General features: G+C 64.4%; 12 protein-coding genes. 8 read left to right on the top strand and 4 right to left on the bottom strand.

All coding sequences use genetic code 11. The annotated features are described in order from the left end of the window. Positions 1 to 7: 7 nt before the first annotated feature. Entirely contained in the window at positions 8 to 3,508 is a 3,501-nt protein-coding gene (mfd, locus tag ASC75_RS14655; RefSeq protein ID WP_055976697.1) for a transcription-repair coupling factor, read from the top strand. Positions 3,509 to 3,839: 331 nt separating this feature from the next. Here the strand turns inward: mfd and ASC75_RS14650 are convergent, their stop codons facing one another. After that, entirely contained in the window at positions 3,840 to 4,514 is a 675-nt protein-coding gene (locus ASC75_RS14650) for a DsbA family oxidoreductase (protein ID WP_055976694.1), read from the bottom strand. A gap of 23 nt (positions 4,515 to 4,537) precedes the next feature. Beyond that, positions 4,538 to 6,265, bottom strand: a complete 1,728-nt coding sequence (locus ASC75_RS14645) for an extracellular solute-binding protein (RefSeq protein WP_082496626.1) — start codon at positions 6,263 to 6,265, stop codon at positions 4,538 to 4,540. Positions 6,266 to 6,592: 327 nt separating this feature from the next. Here ASC75_RS14645 and ASC75_RS14640 point away from each other — a divergent pair, with 327 nt between their 5' ends. Next, a complete protein-coding gene (locus ASC75_RS14640; RefSeq protein WP_055977663.1) occupies positions 6,593 to 7,219 on the top strand; it encodes an invasion associated locus B family protein in 627 nt (208 codons plus the stop codon). A 74-nt stretch (positions 7,220 to 7,293) separates the two neighbouring features. On the opposite strand, the gene hspQ is transcribed toward ASC75_RS14640, so the two are convergent. Then, complete coding sequence (gene hspQ / locus ASC75_RS14635; protein WP_055977660.1) at positions 7,294 to 7,617, bottom strand: heat shock protein HspQ; 324 nt, start codon at positions 7,615 to 7,617, stop codon at positions 7,294 to 7,296. Positions 7,618 to 7,884: 267 nt separating this feature from the next. Between hspQ and ASC75_RS14630 the strand changes: the two genes are divergently transcribed. Beyond that, positions 7,885 to 8,847, top strand: a complete 963-nt coding sequence (locus tag ASC75_RS14630; protein ID WP_055976688.1) for an AEC family transporter — start codon at positions 7,885 to 7,887, stop codon at positions 8,845 to 8,847. A gap of 12 nt (positions 8,848 to 8,859) precedes the next feature. Here the strand turns inward: ASC75_RS14630 and ASC75_RS14625 are convergent, their stop codons facing one another. After that, positions 8,860 to 10,089: a UbiH/UbiF family hydroxylase gene (locus ASC75_RS14625; protein WP_055976685.1), complete on the bottom strand. Its 1,230-nt coding sequence runs from the start codon at positions 10,087 to 10,089 to the stop codon at positions 8,860 to 8,862. 396 nt (positions 10,090 to 10,485) lie between these two features. Between ASC75_RS14625 and pcsA the strand changes: the two genes are divergently transcribed. The 5 genes from pcsA to ASC75_RS14600 all read left to right on the top strand — a co-directional run bounded on the left by pcsA (position 10,486) and on the right by ASC75_RS14600 (position 15,889). Continuing rightward, positions 10,486 to 11,220 (top strand): phosphatidylcholine synthase, encoded by a 735-nt coding sequence (gene pcsA, locus ASC75_RS14620; RefSeq protein ID WP_055977657.1) that lies wholly within the window; start codon positions 10,486 to 10,488, stop codon positions 11,218 to 11,220. A 4-nt stretch (positions 11,221 to 11,224) separates the two neighbouring features. Next, a complete protein-coding gene (locus ASC75_RS14615; RefSeq protein ID WP_055976682.1) occupies positions 11,225 to 12,202 on the top strand; it encodes a quinone oxidoreductase in 978 nt (325 codons plus the stop codon). A gap of 102 nt (positions 12,203 to 12,304) precedes the next feature. Then, entirely contained in the window at positions 12,305 to 13,882 is a 1,578-nt protein-coding gene (locus ASC75_RS14610) for an ABC transporter ATP-binding protein (RefSeq protein ID WP_055976679.1), read from the top strand. Beyond that, positions 13,882 to 14,982, top strand: coding sequence for an ABC transporter permease (locus tag ASC75_RS14605; protein ID WP_055976676.1), 1,101 nt, complete (start codon positions 13,882 to 13,884; stop codon positions 14,980 to 14,982). Before ASC75_RS14610 ends, ASC75_RS14605 begins: the two co-directional genes overlap by 1 nt. After that, positions 14,975 to 15,889 (top strand): ABC transporter permease, encoded by a 915-nt coding sequence (locus tag ASC75_RS14600; RefSeq protein WP_055976673.1) that lies wholly within the window; start codon positions 14,975 to 14,977, stop codon positions 15,887 to 15,889. Before ASC75_RS14605 ends, ASC75_RS14600 begins: the two co-directional genes overlap by 8 nt. The last annotated feature ends 84 nt before the right edge of the window (positions 15,890 to 15,973 follow it).

Raw genomic sequence — 15,973 nt, 5'->3', positions numbered from 1 at the left:
TGAAATCATGAGCTTGCTGAAACCAATCGGCCTGCCCAAGGGCCGCGCCGGACAGTTCATCGTCGATGGCGTGGCCGACGGCTACGAGGCGTTCGCGATTGCCGTGGCGGCTGCCGAGATGGCGCACGACCGGCCGATGCTGTTTGTCGCGCGCGACGGCCAGAGGCTTCCGCAGATCGTCGAGGCGCTGGCATTCGTGGCGCCTGACCTGCCGGTGCTCGAACTGCCGGCCTGGGACTGCCTGCCATACGACCGCGTTTCGCCCGGCTCGGATGCGGCGGCGCGCCGGCTCGATGCGCTGGCAGCGATGATCGCGCTCCGGAAGGAGCCGCACCGCGCCATCGTGCTGACCACGGCCAACGCGCTGCTGCAGCGGGTGCCGCCTTCGGCTGCCATCGAAGCGCAGGAGTTCCGCGCCAGGCCGGGCAATCAGGTCGAGATGAACGGGCTGGTGGCGCGGCTGGAGCGCGCCGGCTTCGAGCGCGTGCCGACAGTGCGCGGCGTCGGCGAGTTTGCCGTGCGCGGCGGCATCCTCGACCTCTATGCGCCGGGCGCGGCGGATGCGCTGCGGCTCGATTTCTTCGGTGACACGCTGGAAACGATCCGTGCCTTCGACGTGGCCAGCCAGCGCACGACCGGCAGCCGCAATTCGGTCGTGCTGCAGGCGATGAGCGAAGTCGCGCTGACGCCGGAGACGATCAGCAAGTTCCGCCGCAGCTATATCGAGGCCTTCGGTGCGCCGTCGCGCGACGACGCGCTCTACACCGCGATCAGCGAGGGCCGGCGTTTTGCCGGCATGGAGCACTGGCTGCCGTTCTTCTATCCGCACATGGAGACGGTGTTCGAATACCTGCCCGAGGCGCCGGTGGTGTTCGACCACCTGGCGCGCGAGGCGCTGGGCGAACGCCATGCGCTGATCCTCGATCACTACGAGGCGCGTCGCAAGCAGGCCGAAGGCAAGGGACTCAAGGACGCGGTGCCCTACAAGCCGGTGGCGCCGGAGCAGATGTACCTGTCGCCGGACGAGGTCGCCTCGGCGCTCGCCGACCAGGCCAATGCCGAGCTTACGCCGTTCGACACGCCGGATGCCGGCGGGCGCAAGGTGCTGCACGCGGGCTCGCATGCCGGGCGGAGCTTTGCCGAGGAACGCGCCGATCCGAACGCCAACGTCTTCGACGTCGTGGCGCGTCACATTGCCGACCAGCGCGCGGCCAAGCGCCGTGTCGTCGTCGCCGGCTGGACCGAGGGCTCGCTCGACAGGCTTTCGCAAATTCTCGACGAGCATCAGCTCGGCAACCTCAAGCGGGTCGCGACGCTTTCGGAAGTCGAGGCGCTGAAGGCCGGCGAAGCAGGGCTCGCGGTGTTGCCGATCGAAGCCGGCTTCGAGGCCGGCGACCTGGTGGTCGTCGCCGAGCAGGACATCCTGGGCGACCGGCTGATCCGGCGCTCGAAAAAGCGCAAGCGCGCAGCGGACTTCATCGCCGAAGCATCATCGCTGTCGGCGGGCGACATCGTGGTGCATGCCGACCACGGCATCGGCCGATTCGTGGGGCTGAAGACCATCGAGGCAGCGGGTGCGCCGCATGATTGCCTGGAAATCCACTATGCCTCCGACGGCCGGCTGTTCCTGCCGGTCGAAAACATCGAGCTTTTGTCGCGCTACGGCTCGGATTCGGCCGAAGCCCAGCTCGACAAGCTCGGCGGCGGCGCATGGCAGTCGCGCAAGGCCAAGCTCAAGCGGCGCCTGCTGGAGATGGCCGGACAGCTGATCAAGCTCGCTGCCGAACGGCACATGCGCGAAGCACCGGCAATGAACCCGCCCGACGGTGTCTATGGCGAGTTCGCGGCGCGGTTCCCGTATGAAGAGACCGACGACCAGCAGAGCGCCATCGACGCGGTGATGGAAGACCTTGGCGCCGGCAAGCCGATGGACCGCCTGATCTGCGGGGACGTCGGCTTCGGAAAAACGGAGGTTGCCCTCCGCGCGGCCTTCATCGCCGCCATGGAAGGTTTCCAGGTCGCGGTGGTGGTGCCGACGACGCTGTTGTCGCGCCAGCACTTCAAGACATTCTCGCAGCGTTTCGCCGGCCTGCCGATCAAGGTGCGCCAGGCGTCGCGGCTGGTTGGCACCAAGGAACTGGCCGAGACCAAGCAAGGCATCAGCGAGGGGACGGTGGACATCGTCGTCGGTACGCATGCGCTGCTCGGTTCGTCGATCACGTTCAAGAACCTCGGCCTCTTGATCATCGACGAGGAGCAGCATTTCGGCGTCAAGCACAAGGAGCGGCTGAAGGAGCTGAAGAGCGACGTGCACGTGCTGACGCTGTCGGCGACGCCGATCCCGCGCACGCTGCAACTGGCGTTGACGGGCGTGCGCGAGCTGTCGCTGATCGCCACGCCGCCTGTCGACCGCATGGCGGTGCGCAGCTTCATTTCGCCCTTCGATCCGCTGGTCATTCGCGAGACGCTGCTGCGCGAGCGCTATCGCGGCGGCCACAGCTTCTATGTCGTGCCGCGCATCGCCGATCTCGGCGAGATCCACCAGTTCCTGCAGGAATCGGTGCCCGAACTCAAGGTGGCCGTGGCGCATGGCCAAATGCCGCCCGGCGAACTCGACGACATCATGAACGCCTTCTACGATGGCCAGTATGACGTGCTTTTGTCGACGACCATCGTCGAATCCGGCCTCGACATTCCGACGGCCAACACGCTGATCGTGCACCGCGCCGACATGTTCGGGCTGGCCCAGCTCTACCAGCTGCGCGGTCGCGTCGGTCGCTCCAAGGTGCGCGCCTATGCGCTGTTCACCCTGCCGGCCAACCGGACGCTGACCACCACCGCCGACCGCAGGCTCAAGGTGCTGCAGTCGCTCGACACGCTGGGCGCCGGCTTCCAGCTCGCCAGCCACGATCTCGACATCCGCGGCGCCGGCAACCTGCTTGGCGAAGAGCAGTCGGGCCACATCAAGGAGGTCGGCTTCGAGCTCTACCAGCAGATGCTGGAGGAGGCGGTGGCCGAGCTGCGCGGCAGCGGCGAAGAGATCGACACCGGCTGGTCGCCGCTGATTGCCGTCGGCACCGCGGTGATGATCCCGGAAAGCTACGTGCCCGACCTGCAGCTGAGGCTCGCGCTCTACCGCCGCCTCGGCGACCTGGAGAACACCGAGGAGATCGACGGCTTCGGCGCCGAGCTGATCGACCGCTTCGGGCCGCTGCCGGAAGAGGTCAAGCACCTGCTCAAGATCGTGTTCATCAAGGCGCTGTGCCGCAAGGCCAATGTCGAGAAGCTGGATGCCGGTCCGAAGGGCGTGGTGGTGCAGTTCCGCAAGAAGGAGTTCGCCAATCCGGCCGGGCTGGTGCGCTACATCGCCGAACAGGGGGCGCTGGCCAAGATCAGGCCCGACCACAGCATTGTGTTTGCGCGCGACTGGCCGAACCCGGACAAGCGGCTGGCAGGCTCGGCGGTGATCATGACGCAACTGGCGAAACTGGCCGAACAGGCTGCCTGAGGCGGTTGGGCGGTTGTGCGTCCTTCGACAGGCTCAGGATGAGGACTGTGGTGCTGTCTGGCGGGTTTGTGTCCGCCGGCGCAGGGGAGCGGTCGTGCGTCCTGCGACAAGCTCAGGATGAGGACTCGGGAAAGCGCAGACGTTGCTGCACGGACCCAGCGACGACGATGGCAGGGCAAGCTGAAGCAAGATAGCGCTGCTATCGCACGCTAAAAGTGGAGACGTCCCCGACGAGCAGCAGCACCGACGGTCCTCATCCTGAGCCTGTCGAAGGACGCACGACCGGCCAATCAGGCTCGTCCTGTCGCAGATGCTCCGGTGACGACTGCTCTTAGCTCGCCAGTTCTCCGCGAGCCTTTGCCGCTGCCACCTGCCTGATGGCATCAACCAAAGTGGCGGTGTCTTGCGCGCCCATGACGGCATATTTGCCGTCGAGCAGGAAGCAGGGCACGCCCGTGATGCCCATGCGCGAGGCGGTGACGATCTCGTTGGTGACCTCGTCGCGGTCGGAATCGGTGGCAAGCAGCGATTCGACCACGGCGGCGTCCATGCCGGCCTGGCGTGCGGCTTCGATCAGCACGGCGCGGTCGCCGACATTCTTGCCCTGCTCGAAATAGAGGCTGAACAGCGCACGGGCGAGCTTGTCCTGGACGCCTGAGCCGGAGGCTGCCGCCCAGCGGATGACGCGGTGGGCGTCGAGCGTGTTGGGAGCGACCGTTATGGCGTCGAAATCGAACGAGATGCCCTCGATCGCGCCGAGCGACACGAGGTTGGCGTGGGCCTGGGTGAGCCGGGCCTCGTCGTTGAACTTCGACAGCATGTAGGCCTTGCGTTCCTTGCCTTCGGCCGGGATCGTCGGGTCGAGCTGGAATGGGCGCCAGCGGACCTCGGCGTCGATGTCGGGCAGGGTGGCAAGCGCGTTCTCGAGGCGCTTCATGCCCAGGAAGCACCACGGGCAGACGACGTCGGAGACGACGTCGATGGTCAGCTTGTTCTGTTCTGTCATGGAAAAGTCCTTGATTGAGCTGATTAGCCGCCCTGGCTCCACCAGACCGGCAACTGATAGCCAAATATGGGTGTCTTTTCCGGATGTTTTAGTCTTTTGGCAAAGGCGATCCACTGTTCGGAGTTGTGCTGCATGGGCACCATGTAGCTGCCGGAGATCAGCAGGCGGTCGAGCGCGCGCACGGCAGCGACGAAATCTTCCTTCTCGCGGGCCTTGAGCATGGCATCGATCATGGCGTCGACGGCCGGGCTGGAAACGCCGGCGAGGTTGAACGAGCCTTCCTTTTGCGCCGAGGAAGAGCCCCAGCGGCCGATCTGCTCGATGCCCGGAGACAAGGTGCCTGAGAAGCCGGTGACGCCGATCAAGGAGTCGAATTCGAATGCCTGCTTGCGCGACTGGATCTGGTCGGCCTCGAGCGCGCGGATGGTGACCGCGATGCCGAGTTTTTCCAGCGTCCGCTGGTAGATGGCGGCCAGCCGCTGCTCGGCCTCCGACGAGGTCAGGATCTCGAAGGCGAAGGGCTTGCCTTCGCTGTCGAGCATCTTGCCGCCCTGGAGCGTGTAGCCGGCGCTCTTGAACAGGTCGAACGCCGCCTTCAGCACCTTGCGGTCCTGGCCGGAGCCGTCGGTGACCGGCGGACGCCAGGTGCCGTCCATGACTTCGGGGCGGACGGTATCGGGGAAGGGCGCCAGCAGTGCCTTCTCCTTGTCGGAGGCCGGCACGCCATAGGCCGAAAGCTCGGTGCCCTGCCAATAGCTGACCGTGCGCTCGTATTTGCCGCTGAACAGGTTCCTGTTGGCCCACTCGAAGTCGTAGAGCATGCCGAGCGCCTGGCGCACGACCGGATTGGCGAATTTCGGCAGCCGGGTGTTGAACATGAAGCCGGTGACGACCGGCGGCAGGCCGCTCTTGAAGGTCTCGGCGACGATGTCGCCGTTCTTGTAGGCGGGGAAGTCGAAGCCGCGCTCGCGCTTGACCGGGTCGGCTTCGACGAAGGTGTCGCAAAGACCCTTCTTGAAGGCTTCGAACTGGGCTGCGGCGTTGAGGAAATATTCGATGGTGATCTGGTCGTAATTGTCGAAGCCACGCTTCGAGGGGATGTCGCGGGCCCAGTATTCGGCATTGCGCTTGAACACGATGCGCTCGCCGGGCTTCACCTCGGCGACGGTATAAGGGCCGCTGCCGATGATCGGCTTCAGCGTGGTCTGGTCGAACGTATCCTTGGAGAAGGCGTGCTTGGGCACGATCGGGGTGAGCGCGACGATCAGCGGGAACTCACGGTCGGCCTTGTCGTTGAAGGTGAAGCGGACGCTGCGGTCGCCGGTCTTTTCGATCTTCTCGATCTTGGACATGCGGTCGCTGTAGGGCGGGCGGCCTTTTTCGGTGAAGACCTCATAGGTGAAGATGACGTCGTCGGGCGTGATTTCCTTGCCGTCCGACCATTTGGCGTCCGGGTCGAGGTTGAACTCGATCCATTTGCGCTCGGGGTCGATGTCGACCGACTTGGCGGTCAGGCCGTAGATGCTGAAGGCTTCGTCGGCGCTGCGCTGCATCAGCGATTCGAAGACGAGGTTGCCGTAGATGACGTCGACCATGCCGCGCGCGGTGGTGCGCAGGCTCTTGATGATGAACGGGTTGAGATTGTCGAAACTGCCGATGACGCAGTAGGTGATCTTGCCGCCCTTGGGCGCGTCGGGATTGGCGTAGGGAAAGCTCTTGAAGTCAGCCGGCAAAGCGGGCGTGCCGTGCATCGACAGGCCGTGAACCGGCTCGGCGAGGGCCGCCAGAGGGGCGACGAAGGCGATGGCGGCGGTGGCGGCCAGCAGCGAAAGAGTGCGTCTCACGACGATTCTCCACGAATTCGGGGAAGCTTTGATGATTCGAAGGGTAGCGCAGGCGAATGCGGCCCGTCCATCGCCGGGGCAAGGCACAAGAAATGCGCTGAAACAGGCTGGATTCGCGGCTCGCGGCAGTGTAACACGCGCGGCGAAGTCATGCTGTTGCCTCATTTGCCCAACAGGTAGCGTCGACACACGGCTTGGGCCGGTTCCGGGATTGTTTGAGAGGAATTCATGAAGATGACGAGCCAGAAATTCGACGGTCTCCGTCTGTCGGCCTTGGTGGCTGGCGTTGCCGGTGTGCTGGCGTCGGGCCTGTCGCCTGCTGCCGCGCAGCAGCAGCAGATCCCGCAGGGCTGGTTCAAGGCCTGCTCCAAGCAGGCTGACGTGGACATCTGCAACGTGCAGAACATCCTGACCGCCAGCAACGGCCAGCTGGTCACCGGCATCTCGATGATCGAGCTCAAGGGCAAGGTCAACCGCAAGGTGTTCCAGGTCACCGTTCCGAGCGGTCGTCTCGTGCCTCCCGGCATCGGCCTGCAGGTCGACGGCGGCAAGGCGCAGAAGCTCGAATACGTGATCTGCTTCCCGGATCGTTGCGTTGCCGAAACCGCGCTGTCCGACCAGCTCGTGGCGTCCTTCAAGAAGGGCACCGAACTGACGCTGACCTCGGTCAATTTCCAGAACCAGCCGAACCCGATCAAGGTTTCGCTTTCGGGCTTCACCGGCGCCTTTGACGGCGAGCCGATGAAGCAGTCGGACCTCGAGGACCGCCAGAAGAAGCTCCAGGAATTCGTGTCGAAGAACAACCAGGACTTCGCCAAGAAGCTCAAGGAAGAGCAGGACAAGGCCAAGACGGCCAACTGATCGATCTTCCGATCCGGAACTGAAAAAAGCGGGGCGATTGCCCCGCTTTTTTGTTTTGTGTCAACGCGTTCAGATCAGTGGCTGATGCGGGCCTTGGGGGCGTAGCGCCCGTCCGAGGTCTTGTCGAAATATTCGCCGACCTGGGGATGGCGGACCGGCTCGCCGGAGCTGTCTTCGAGCAGGTTCTGCTCGGAGACGTAGGCGACGTATTCGGTCTCGGCGTTTTCGGCCAGCAGATGGTAGAAGGGCTGGTCGCGCCGCGGGCGCACGGCGGCCGGGATGGCGTCGTACCATTCCTCGGTGTTGGCGAATTCGGGGTCGACATCGAAGATGACGCCCCGGAACGGGAACACGCGGTGGCGAACCACCTGTCCGATCGAGAACTTTGCCGTCTTCATGCCGATCACCGTACGCTACGCTATTCCAGTCGATTTACATTTGTATTCAAACGCTTAAGGCTCAGTTTCCGGCGTATTTCCCGCGCTGCCGCTGAAACTGTCCCATCCTTCATTCCTATTTGGCGCAGTCGACCAGCCATTTCAATGGCATAGCGGCTTGACGCCGGCCAAAGCGGCACGATACCCGCAGGGCGGAACTCCCTTCGTCATGCAGGTTTGGCGCGCCCGAACCCGCATGTTTGCAGAAGCGCCAATCGGGAATTGCCCATGTCTGAGGTGATCGGTCTGGTCCTGCCGTTCTTCGGCCTGATCTTCATGGGCTTCCTGGTTGCCCGGATCACCAGGCAGCCACTCGAAGCGCTCGGCTGGATGACGACCTTCATCGTCTATGTCGCGCTGCCGGCGCTGTTTTTCCAGTTGCTGGCCAAGACGCCGTTCGAGCGGCTGACCGAATGGGGCTACATATTCGGCGCCGTGGCCTCGACCTTCATCATCTTCGCGCTGATGTTCACGGCGTCCTACATCAAGGGGCGGGGCGAGATCGCGGAATCGACGATCAAGGGGCTGGCCTCGGCCTACGGCAATATCGGCTATATGGGGCCGGGGCTGGCATTGCTGGCCTTTGGCGAGGAAGCGGCAGTGCCGGTGGCGCTGATCTTCTGCTTCGAAAACATCATGCACTTCACCATCGCGCCGATGATGATGGCGCTGGCAGGCGACGAGCCGCGCGCGCCGATGAGCGTGGCGCTGGACGTGCTGAAGAAGATCGCCTTCCACCCGTTCATCATCGCCACGGCGGTCGGCGTGCTCGCTGCCTATGTCGAATTCCGCCCACCGCTGCCCGTCGAGCGGTTCCTCGAATACCTGTCGCGGGCGGCAGCCCCTTGCGCGCTGTTTGCCATGGGAGTGACGCTGGCGCTGCGCCCGCTCAAGCGCGTGCCGCACGAGATGGTGCCGATCGCGCTGCTGAAGCTGATCGTGCACCCGCTGGTCTGCTACGTCGTGTTGAGCTGGATCGGCAATTTCTCGCCGGTATGGCTGTTTTCAGCGATGCTGCTGGCGGCGTTGCCGACCGCCACCAATGTCTTCGTCATCGCACAGCAATACGGCGTGTGGGTCGAGCGGGCGTCGGCCAGCGTGCTGGTCACCACCTGCGTTTCGGTGCTGACGGTCACCGGCCTGCTCTACATGATCCAGCACGGCATATTGCCGCCGGATCTGTTTCCCTGAGACCTGTCGGTCCTACTCGGTCGAAGCGCCGCGAAGCCGGCGCGGCGAGCGAAGGGCCGCACCGAGAGCCGAAAAGCCGCTGCCGGGGCGCAAGCCCTCGCGCATGAAGAAGGCGCGCAGCGGCGAGAAGCCGCCGAGGAAATTGAGCCCGGCGCTGCGGGCGAGCTGTGCCGGCAACATGTCCGAGAGCAGCGACCTGTTGAGCAGGTTGACCGCGCTGGTGCGTGCGAGGATGTCGGGACGGCGCGCCGAATCGTAGACTGCAAGTGCCGTCGGGGCACCCGGATCGTCATCGTTTTTCAATGCTGTTTCAACGAGTTGGTCGACATCCCTGATGCCGAGATTGAGGCCCTGGGCGCCGATCGGCGGAAACACGTGCGCGGCTTCGCCGACCAAAGCGATGCGGTTCTGGGCAAAGCGCTGCGGCAGCGACGTCGAAAGCGGGTAGATCTGGCGGCCGCCCTCGACCGTGATGCGGCCGAGCATCGATTGCATCTGGCGCTCGACGCGCAGCGACAGTGCCGCGTCGTCGAGATCGGCGAATTGCCCGGCGGTTTCGGGCCTCAGCACCCAGACGAGGCTGGAGCGACGGCCGGGCAGCGGCACGATGGTGAACGGGCCGGTTTCGGTGTGGAACTCGGTCGAGGTGAAAGCATGGTCGCGGCTGTGGGCGAAGTTCAGCACCAGGGCCGCCTGGGGCAACGTGCGGGCGCTGGCCGAAATGCCCGCCGCCTCGCGCGCCGGCGAGTTCCTGCCGTCGGCGGCGACCGCAAGCGGCGCTGCCACCGTCGTGCCATCCGAAAGCGCTGCGTTGACCTGTTTGGCTTCGATGGTCCAGTTTTCGACCAGGGACTGGCGCCACTCGATGCCAGAATGTGCCTCGACCGCCTGCTGCAGCACGGCATTGAGAACGCGGTTCTGGAAGTTGAAGCCGAAATGCTCCTCGTCGATCTCGCCGGCGCGGAAGGTGACGATGGGGCTGCGGACCAGCCGCGACGTGCCGTCGACGATGCGCATGACCTTGAGCGGTGCGGCGTCCGCCTCAAGGGCATCGAGAACCCCAAGGCGTGCAAGGAACCTGAGCGCGGGAACCATCAGGGCGGTGGTGCGGCCGTCGTCGGCGCGCGCCGGCGGGCCGGCAAGGACGACGCCGAAACCGGCATTGGCGAAGGCAAGCGCCGATATCAGCCCAACCGGGCCGGTGCCGGCCACCAGAATACGGGTTTTCGTGTCGACGCTCATCTGCCGCCGTCCATGCTTGCCAGGTGCCGAAGGCGCACCTTCATGAACCCGATATAGGGCAGTCGGGTCCGGTTGATCAACGCGGCGTTTGCGCCCATTGAAGCCGCATGCCGGCCCGTGCACGTCTTTCCGCTGCGTCACTTCGGGCCTATTATTGTTTATCTTTTCATGAAGTTGTGCCGAACGTTCCAGTGAGCACAACCATCTCTGCTTTCGGCTTGTCTGGGAAGCGGCGCTGCTATTAAGTGCCGGATGAAAGGGAGTTTGCCGATGCCAAGCAGGATTGCGCCATGAAGGAAGAATTCATGCCCTCCCGCCGCAGCAGTTCTCCCGCGCATGCTTGTCTTGTGGCCCGGTTCATCCGGCCCATTTCTGAAAACTCGATTGGCGGCAACCGTGAAGCCTAAGAAAGTCACCTGGCCGCAAGCGCGCGCCTTTTCGGTCCATCTGCTCACCGCGTCGGGTTCGTTCCTGGCCTTCCTGTCGCTGGTCGCGGCCAGCGAGGAGCGCTGGACGGCGATGTTCTGGTGGCTGGGGCTGGCGCTGTTCGTCGACGGCATAGACGGCCCGATCGCACGCAAGCTCGAGGTCAAGGAAATCCTGCCGACATGGTCGGGCGAACTGCTCGACAACATCATCGACTACGTCACCTACGTGCTGATCCCGGCCTTTGCGCTGTACCAGAGCGGCTTCATGGGCGAGGGGCTGTCGTTCCTGTCGGGCGCGATCATCGTCGTGTCGAGCGCGATCTACTATGCCGACACCGGGATGAAGACGAAGGAGAACTTTTTCAAGGGCTTCCCCGTCGTCTGGAACATGGTGGTGTTCACGCTGTTCGTCATCGAACCGGGACAGTGGGTGTCGTTCGCGGTGGTCGTCGTTGCCGGCATCCTGACCTTCGTGCCGATGAGCTTCCTGCATCCGGTACGCGTCGTGCGGTTGAGGAACATCAACCTGCCGATCACGCTGATCTGGTGCGCCTTCGGGGCCATTGCGCTCGCACAGGCGATGCATGCCAGCGAATGGGTCAAGATCGGCATTGCCGTCAGCGGCATCTACCTGTTCTTCATCGGGGGGGTGATGCAGCTCTTCCCCAACCTCGGTGCAAGGCAAACTGCCGGGAAGGACTGACGCCATGCCCAAAGCCATACGAGTCCATGCCCATGGCGGCCCCGAGGCGCTGGTCTACGAAGAGGCCGAGGCCGGCCGTCCCGGTGCAGGCCAGGTGCTGATCCGCCACACGGCGATCGGGCTCAACTTCATCGACGTCTATTTCCGCACCGGCCTCTACCCGGCGCCCAACGGCATGCCGGTGATCCCCGGCGGCGAGGCGGCCGGCGTGGTGCTGGAACTGGGCAAGGGCGTCGATTGGCTGAAGCCCGGCGATCGCGTCGCCTATGCCGTTCCGACCGGCGCTTATAGCGAGGAGCGGGTGATTGCCGCCGACAGGCTGGTCAAGGTGCCCGACGGCATCAGCGACGAGCAGGCTGCGGCGATGATGCTGAAAGGCATGACAGCCGAGTATCTGTTGCTGCGCACCTTCAAGGTCAAGCCCGGCGACACGGTTCTCTACCATGCCGCGGCCGGCGGCGTCGGCCTGATCCTCGGGCAATGGGCCAGGCATCTGGGCGCCACTGTCATCGGCACGGTGGGCTCGGACGAAAAGGGCGAGCTCGCCAGGGCGCATGGCTTCGACCATGTCATCAACTATCGCGACCAGGATTTCGTCGCCGAAGTCGCCAGGATCACCGGCGGGCAGAAGTGCGATGTCGTCTATGACTCGGTCGGCAACGACACGTTTCCCGGCTCGCTGGATTGCCTGCGGCCGCTGGGAACCTTCGTCAGCTTTGGTCAGTCGTCGGGGCCGATCCCGCCGTTCAGCATTTCGCTGCTGGCGCAGAAGGGCTCGCTCTATGCAACGCGTCCGACGATTTTCGCCTATAATGCGAAGCGCGAGGATCTGGTGCGCTCAGCCAAGGCGCTGTTCGATGTGGTGCTCAAGGGAGCGGTCGAAATCAGGACCAACCAGCGTTATGCGCTACGCGACGCCGCCCAGGCACATGCCGATCTCGAAGGCCGCAAGACCACCGGAACGACGGTACTTATCCCTTGAATTGTTGCTGGAATCCTTGAAGCTCTTTCAACTTGTGACATGCTTTGCGCCGGGAGCAGGACGCGCCTACCATGCTCCCGGGAACATAATAAAGAACTGACAATGGGAGGCGTTGTGGACACAACCCCTTTAGCCAATGGTCGGAACCTGCTCGAGGTTCGTGGCCTGACGAAGATATTCGGCACATTGAAGGCGTGCGACCAGGTCGACCTGACCATCGCCAAGGGCGAAATCCATGCCCTTCTCGGTGAAAACGGCGCCGGCAAGTCGACCCTGGTCAAGATGCTGTTCGGCTCGCTGGAGCCCAATGCGGGCGAAATCCAGTGGAACGGCCAGCCCGTCAGGATCACCAGCCCGGGCGTTGCCAAGAAGCTCGGCATCGGCATGGTTTTCCAGCATTTTTCGCTGTTCGAGGCGCTGACTGCCGCCGAAAACATCGCGCTCTCGCTGGCCGACGACACGCCGATCAGCACGATTGCCGCCAAGGCGAGGGCGTTGTCCTACAGCTACGGCCTGCCGCTCGATCCGGAATCGCTGGTCGGCGACCTGTCGGTCGGCGAGCGCCAGCGCATCGAGATCATCCGCTGCCTGCTGCAGACGCCGGATCTGATCATCCTCGACGAGCCAACCTCGGTGCTGACGCCGCAGGAGGCCGACAAGCTGTTCGAGACCCTGGAAAGACTGCGCGCTGAAGGCAAGTCCATCCTCTACATCTCGCACCGGCTGGACGAGGTGAGGCGGCTTTGCGACAGCGCGACGATCATGCGCCACGGCAAGGTGGTGGGTCATTGCAACCCGCGGCTGGAGACGCCGTCCTCGCTGGCGCGGATGATGGTCGGCACCGAGGTCAAGAACGCCGAGCGCACGACGGCCGCGGTTCGCGGCGAAGAACTGCTCAGCATCTGCGGCATGAGCCGCAAGCCGGCAGGGCCGTTCTCGATGCCGCTCAAGAACATCTGGCTGAGCGTCGCCGGCGGCGAGGTCATCGGCATTGCGGGCGTTGCCGGCAACGGCCAGGGCGAACTGTTCGAAGCGATCTCGGGCGAGGCGCTGCAGGACAGCGCCGACGCGATCCGCATCCGCGGTAAGTCGGCCGGGCGCATGGGCATTTCGGCGCGGCGCCTGCTGGGTGCCGCCTTCGTGCCGGAAGAGCGCCTGGGGCACGGTGCGGCACCGCGCATGCGGTTGTCGGACAATCTCCTGCTGTCGCGCCACACCACGGACGGCAAGGCCTTCGTCGGCATGGCCGGCATGGTCAAATCCGGCGCCATCCAGAAGGCGGCGCAGCGCATCATCGAGGTGATGGACGTGCGCAAAAGCGCGCCTGACCCCGAAGCCGCCGCACTTTCCGGCGGCAATTTGCAGAAATTCATCATCGGCCGCGAGCTGGACCGCAACCCGTCGGTCATGGTGGTGAACCAGCCGACCTGGGGCGTCGATGCGGGTGCGGCCGCGCGCATTCGCCAGGCACTGATCGAACTCGCGCGCAACGGCTCGGCCGTTCTGGTGATCAGCCAGGACCTCGACGAACTGTTCGAAATCTCCGACTCGATCGCCGTCATGCACAATGGCGAGTTGTCCAAGCCCATTCCGATCGCCGAAGCCACGCTCGAACGCATCGGCCTTTTGATGGGCGGCGCCGAACCCGGCCATCTCGACCATGCGAAGGAGGTGGCGTGATGCGTATCGAACTGGTCAAACGCCCCGAACGCTCCCAGCTGTTTGCCGCCTTTTCACCCTTCATCGCGCTTGGGCTGACGCTGATCGCCGGCGCGATCATGTTCACGGTGCTCGGCAAGAACCCCGTCGAGGCGCTGTACTACTACTTCATCGACCCGCTGCGCGAGGTCTGGTCGCTGCACGAGCTGGCGGTCAAGGCCGCGCCGCTGATCCTGATCGCCGTCGGGCTGTCGATCTGCTTCCTGTCCAACAACTGGAACATCGGCGCTGAGGGCCAGTTCATCATGGGCGCCATCGCCGGCTCGATCCTGCCGGTGATGTTCCCGGAGTTCCAGTCGTGGATCGTGCTGCCGCTGATGCTGCTCATGGGGATTGCGGGAGGGGCGCTCTATGGCGCCATCCCGGCCTATCTCAAGGTGCGCTTCAACACCAACGAGATCCTGACCAGCCTGATGCTGGTCTATGTCGCGCAGCTTTTTCTCGACTGGATGGTGCGTGGTCCCTGGCGCAATCCCGAGGGCATGAACTTTCCCGAGACGCGGACCTTCAGCCCGAGCGCGGTCCTGCCCGAGATCTGGTCGGCGTCCGGCCGCGCGAACTGGGGTTTCGTCTTCGCCATCGTCGCCGCTGTCGCGCTGTGGTTCATGCTGTCGCGGACGCTGAGGGGCTTTGAAGTGCAGGTGCTCGGCCAGAGCCCGCGCGCCGGCAAGTTCGCCGGGTTCTCGCAGTCGCGCATGGTGTTCTTCGCTTTCCTGGTTGCCGGCGGCCTTGCCGGTCTTGCCGGCATCTCCGAAGTGTCCGGCGCCATCGGCCAGCTCCGGCCGACGATTTCGCCCGGCTACGGCTTTGCCGCCATCATCGTGGCCTTCCTGGGCCGCCTGAACCCGCTCGGCATCATCGCCGCGGGGCTGGTGCTGGCCCTGTCTTATCTCGGCGGCGAGGCGGCACAGATCTCGATCGGCGTGTCGGACAAGGTGGTGCGTGCCTTCCAGGGCATGCTGCTGTTCTTCGTGCTCGCCTGCGACACGCTCATTCTCTATCGCATCCGCTTTGTCGGCTCCTCCGCTGCAAAGACCGTGGAGGCCACCCAAAATGTTTGAAGGCATCCTGATTACGATCGCGACGGCGGCAACCCCGCTGCTGATCGCTTCCGTCGGCGAACTGGTGGTCGAACGCTCCGGCGTTCTCAACCTCGGCGTCGAAGGCATGATGGTGATGGGCGCGGTGACCGGTTTCGGCGTGGCGCTGGCCACCGGGTCGCCCTGGCTCGGCGTGCTCGCCGCGATCATCGTCGGCGCGCTGTTTTCGCTGTTGTTCGGCTTCCTGACGCTGACGCTGGTGACCAACCAGGTGGCGACCGGCCTTGCGCTGACGCTGCTCGGCCTCGGCCTGTCGGGCATGCTGGGCGAAAGCTTCGTCGGCATGCCGGGCGTGAAGATGGACTACATCTACATTCCCGTGCTGACCGACCTGCCATTCGTGGGCAAGCTGGTTTTCGGCCAGGACCCGCTGTTCTACGTGTCGCTGCTGCTGACCGCCGGCGTGGCGTACTTCCTGTTCCGCACGCGGGCAGGGCTCACGCTGCGCTCGATCGGCGACAACCACGCCTCGGCGCATGCGCTTGGCATCAAGGTGATCGCCATCCGCTACCTCGCGGTGATGTTCGGCGGCGCCTGCGCGGGCCTTGCGGGCGCTTATCTGTCGCTGGTCTATACGCCGCAATGGATCGAGAACATGACCGCCGGCCGCGGCTGGATCGCGCTTGCACTGGTCGTGTTCGCCTCCTGGCGGCCGTGGCGGGTGCTGGCCGGCGCCTATCTGTTCGGCGCAGTATCGATCGGCCAGTTGCATGCCCAGGCCCTGGGTATCGGCGTGCCGTCGCAGCTGCTTTCTTCGCTACCCTATCTGGCAACTGTCGTTGTACTTGTTCTAATCTCGCGCAACAGGCGACTGACGATGGTGAACACTCCGGCTTCATTGGGGCGGCCGTTTGTGCCAGATCGCTAAGGACATGATGTCGACTCGCGGCCGCGCAGCGGTGCGCAAGGGAAGATCGTGTCTCTGGGACTATAAAAAGGATGGGATAGTGCC

The organism is Aminobacter sp. DSM 101952 (assembly GCF_001424795.1).
GTDB classification, from domain to species: domain Bacteria; phylum Pseudomonadota; class Alphaproteobacteria; order Rhizobiales; family Rhizobiaceae; genus Aminobacter; species Aminobacter aganoensis.
The sequence above is the reverse complement of the archived record's forward strand: the minus strand, read 5'-3'. Positions and strand labels throughout refer to the sequence as shown.

What these genes read in the sequence shown, in the direction of transcription:
- mfd (WP_055976697.1), top strand. Translation starts at nt 8, where the DNA reads ATGAGCTTGCTGAAACCAATCGGCCTGCCCAAGGGCCGCGCCGGACAG.
- ASC75_RS14650 (WP_055976694.1), bottom strand. Translation starts at nt 4,514, where the DNA reads ATGACAGAACAGAACAAGCTGACCATCGACGTCGTCTCCGACGTCGTC.
- ASC75_RS14645 (WP_082496626.1), bottom strand. Translation starts at nt 6,265, where the DNA reads ATGCACGGCACGCCCGCTTTGCCGGCTGACTTCAAGAGCTTTCCCTAC.
- ASC75_RS14640 (WP_055977663.1), top strand. Translation starts at nt 6,593, where the DNA reads ATGACGAGCCAGAAATTCGACGGTCTCCGTCTGTCGGCCTTGGTGGCT.
- hspQ (WP_055977660.1), bottom strand. Translation starts at nt 7,617, where the DNA reads ATGAAGACGGCAAAGTTCTCGATCGGACAGGTGGTTCGCCACCGCGTG.
- ASC75_RS14630 (WP_055976688.1), top strand. Translation starts at nt 7,885, where the DNA reads ATGTCTGAGGTGATCGGTCTGGTCCTGCCGTTCTTCGGCCTGATCTTC.
- ASC75_RS14625 (WP_055976685.1), bottom strand. Translation starts at nt 10,089, where the DNA reads ATGAGCGTCGACACGAAAACCCGTATTCTGGTGGCCGGCACCGGCCCG.
- ASC75_RS14615 (WP_055976682.1), top strand. Translation starts at nt 11,225, where the DNA reads ATGCCCAAAGCCATACGAGTCCATGCCCATGGCGGCCCCGAGGCGCTG.
- ASC75_RS14610 (WP_055976679.1), top strand. Translation starts at nt 12,305, where the DNA reads ATGGGAGGCGTTGTGGACACAACCCCTTTAGCCAATGGTCGGAACCTG.
- ASC75_RS14605 (WP_055976676.1), top strand. Translation starts at nt 13,882, where the DNA reads ATGCGTATCGAACTGGTCAAACGCCCCGAACGCTCCCAGCTGTTTGCC.
- ASC75_RS14600 (WP_055976673.1), top strand. Translation starts at nt 14,975, where the DNA reads ATGTTTGAAGGCATCCTGATTACGATCGCGACGGCGGCAACCCCGCTG.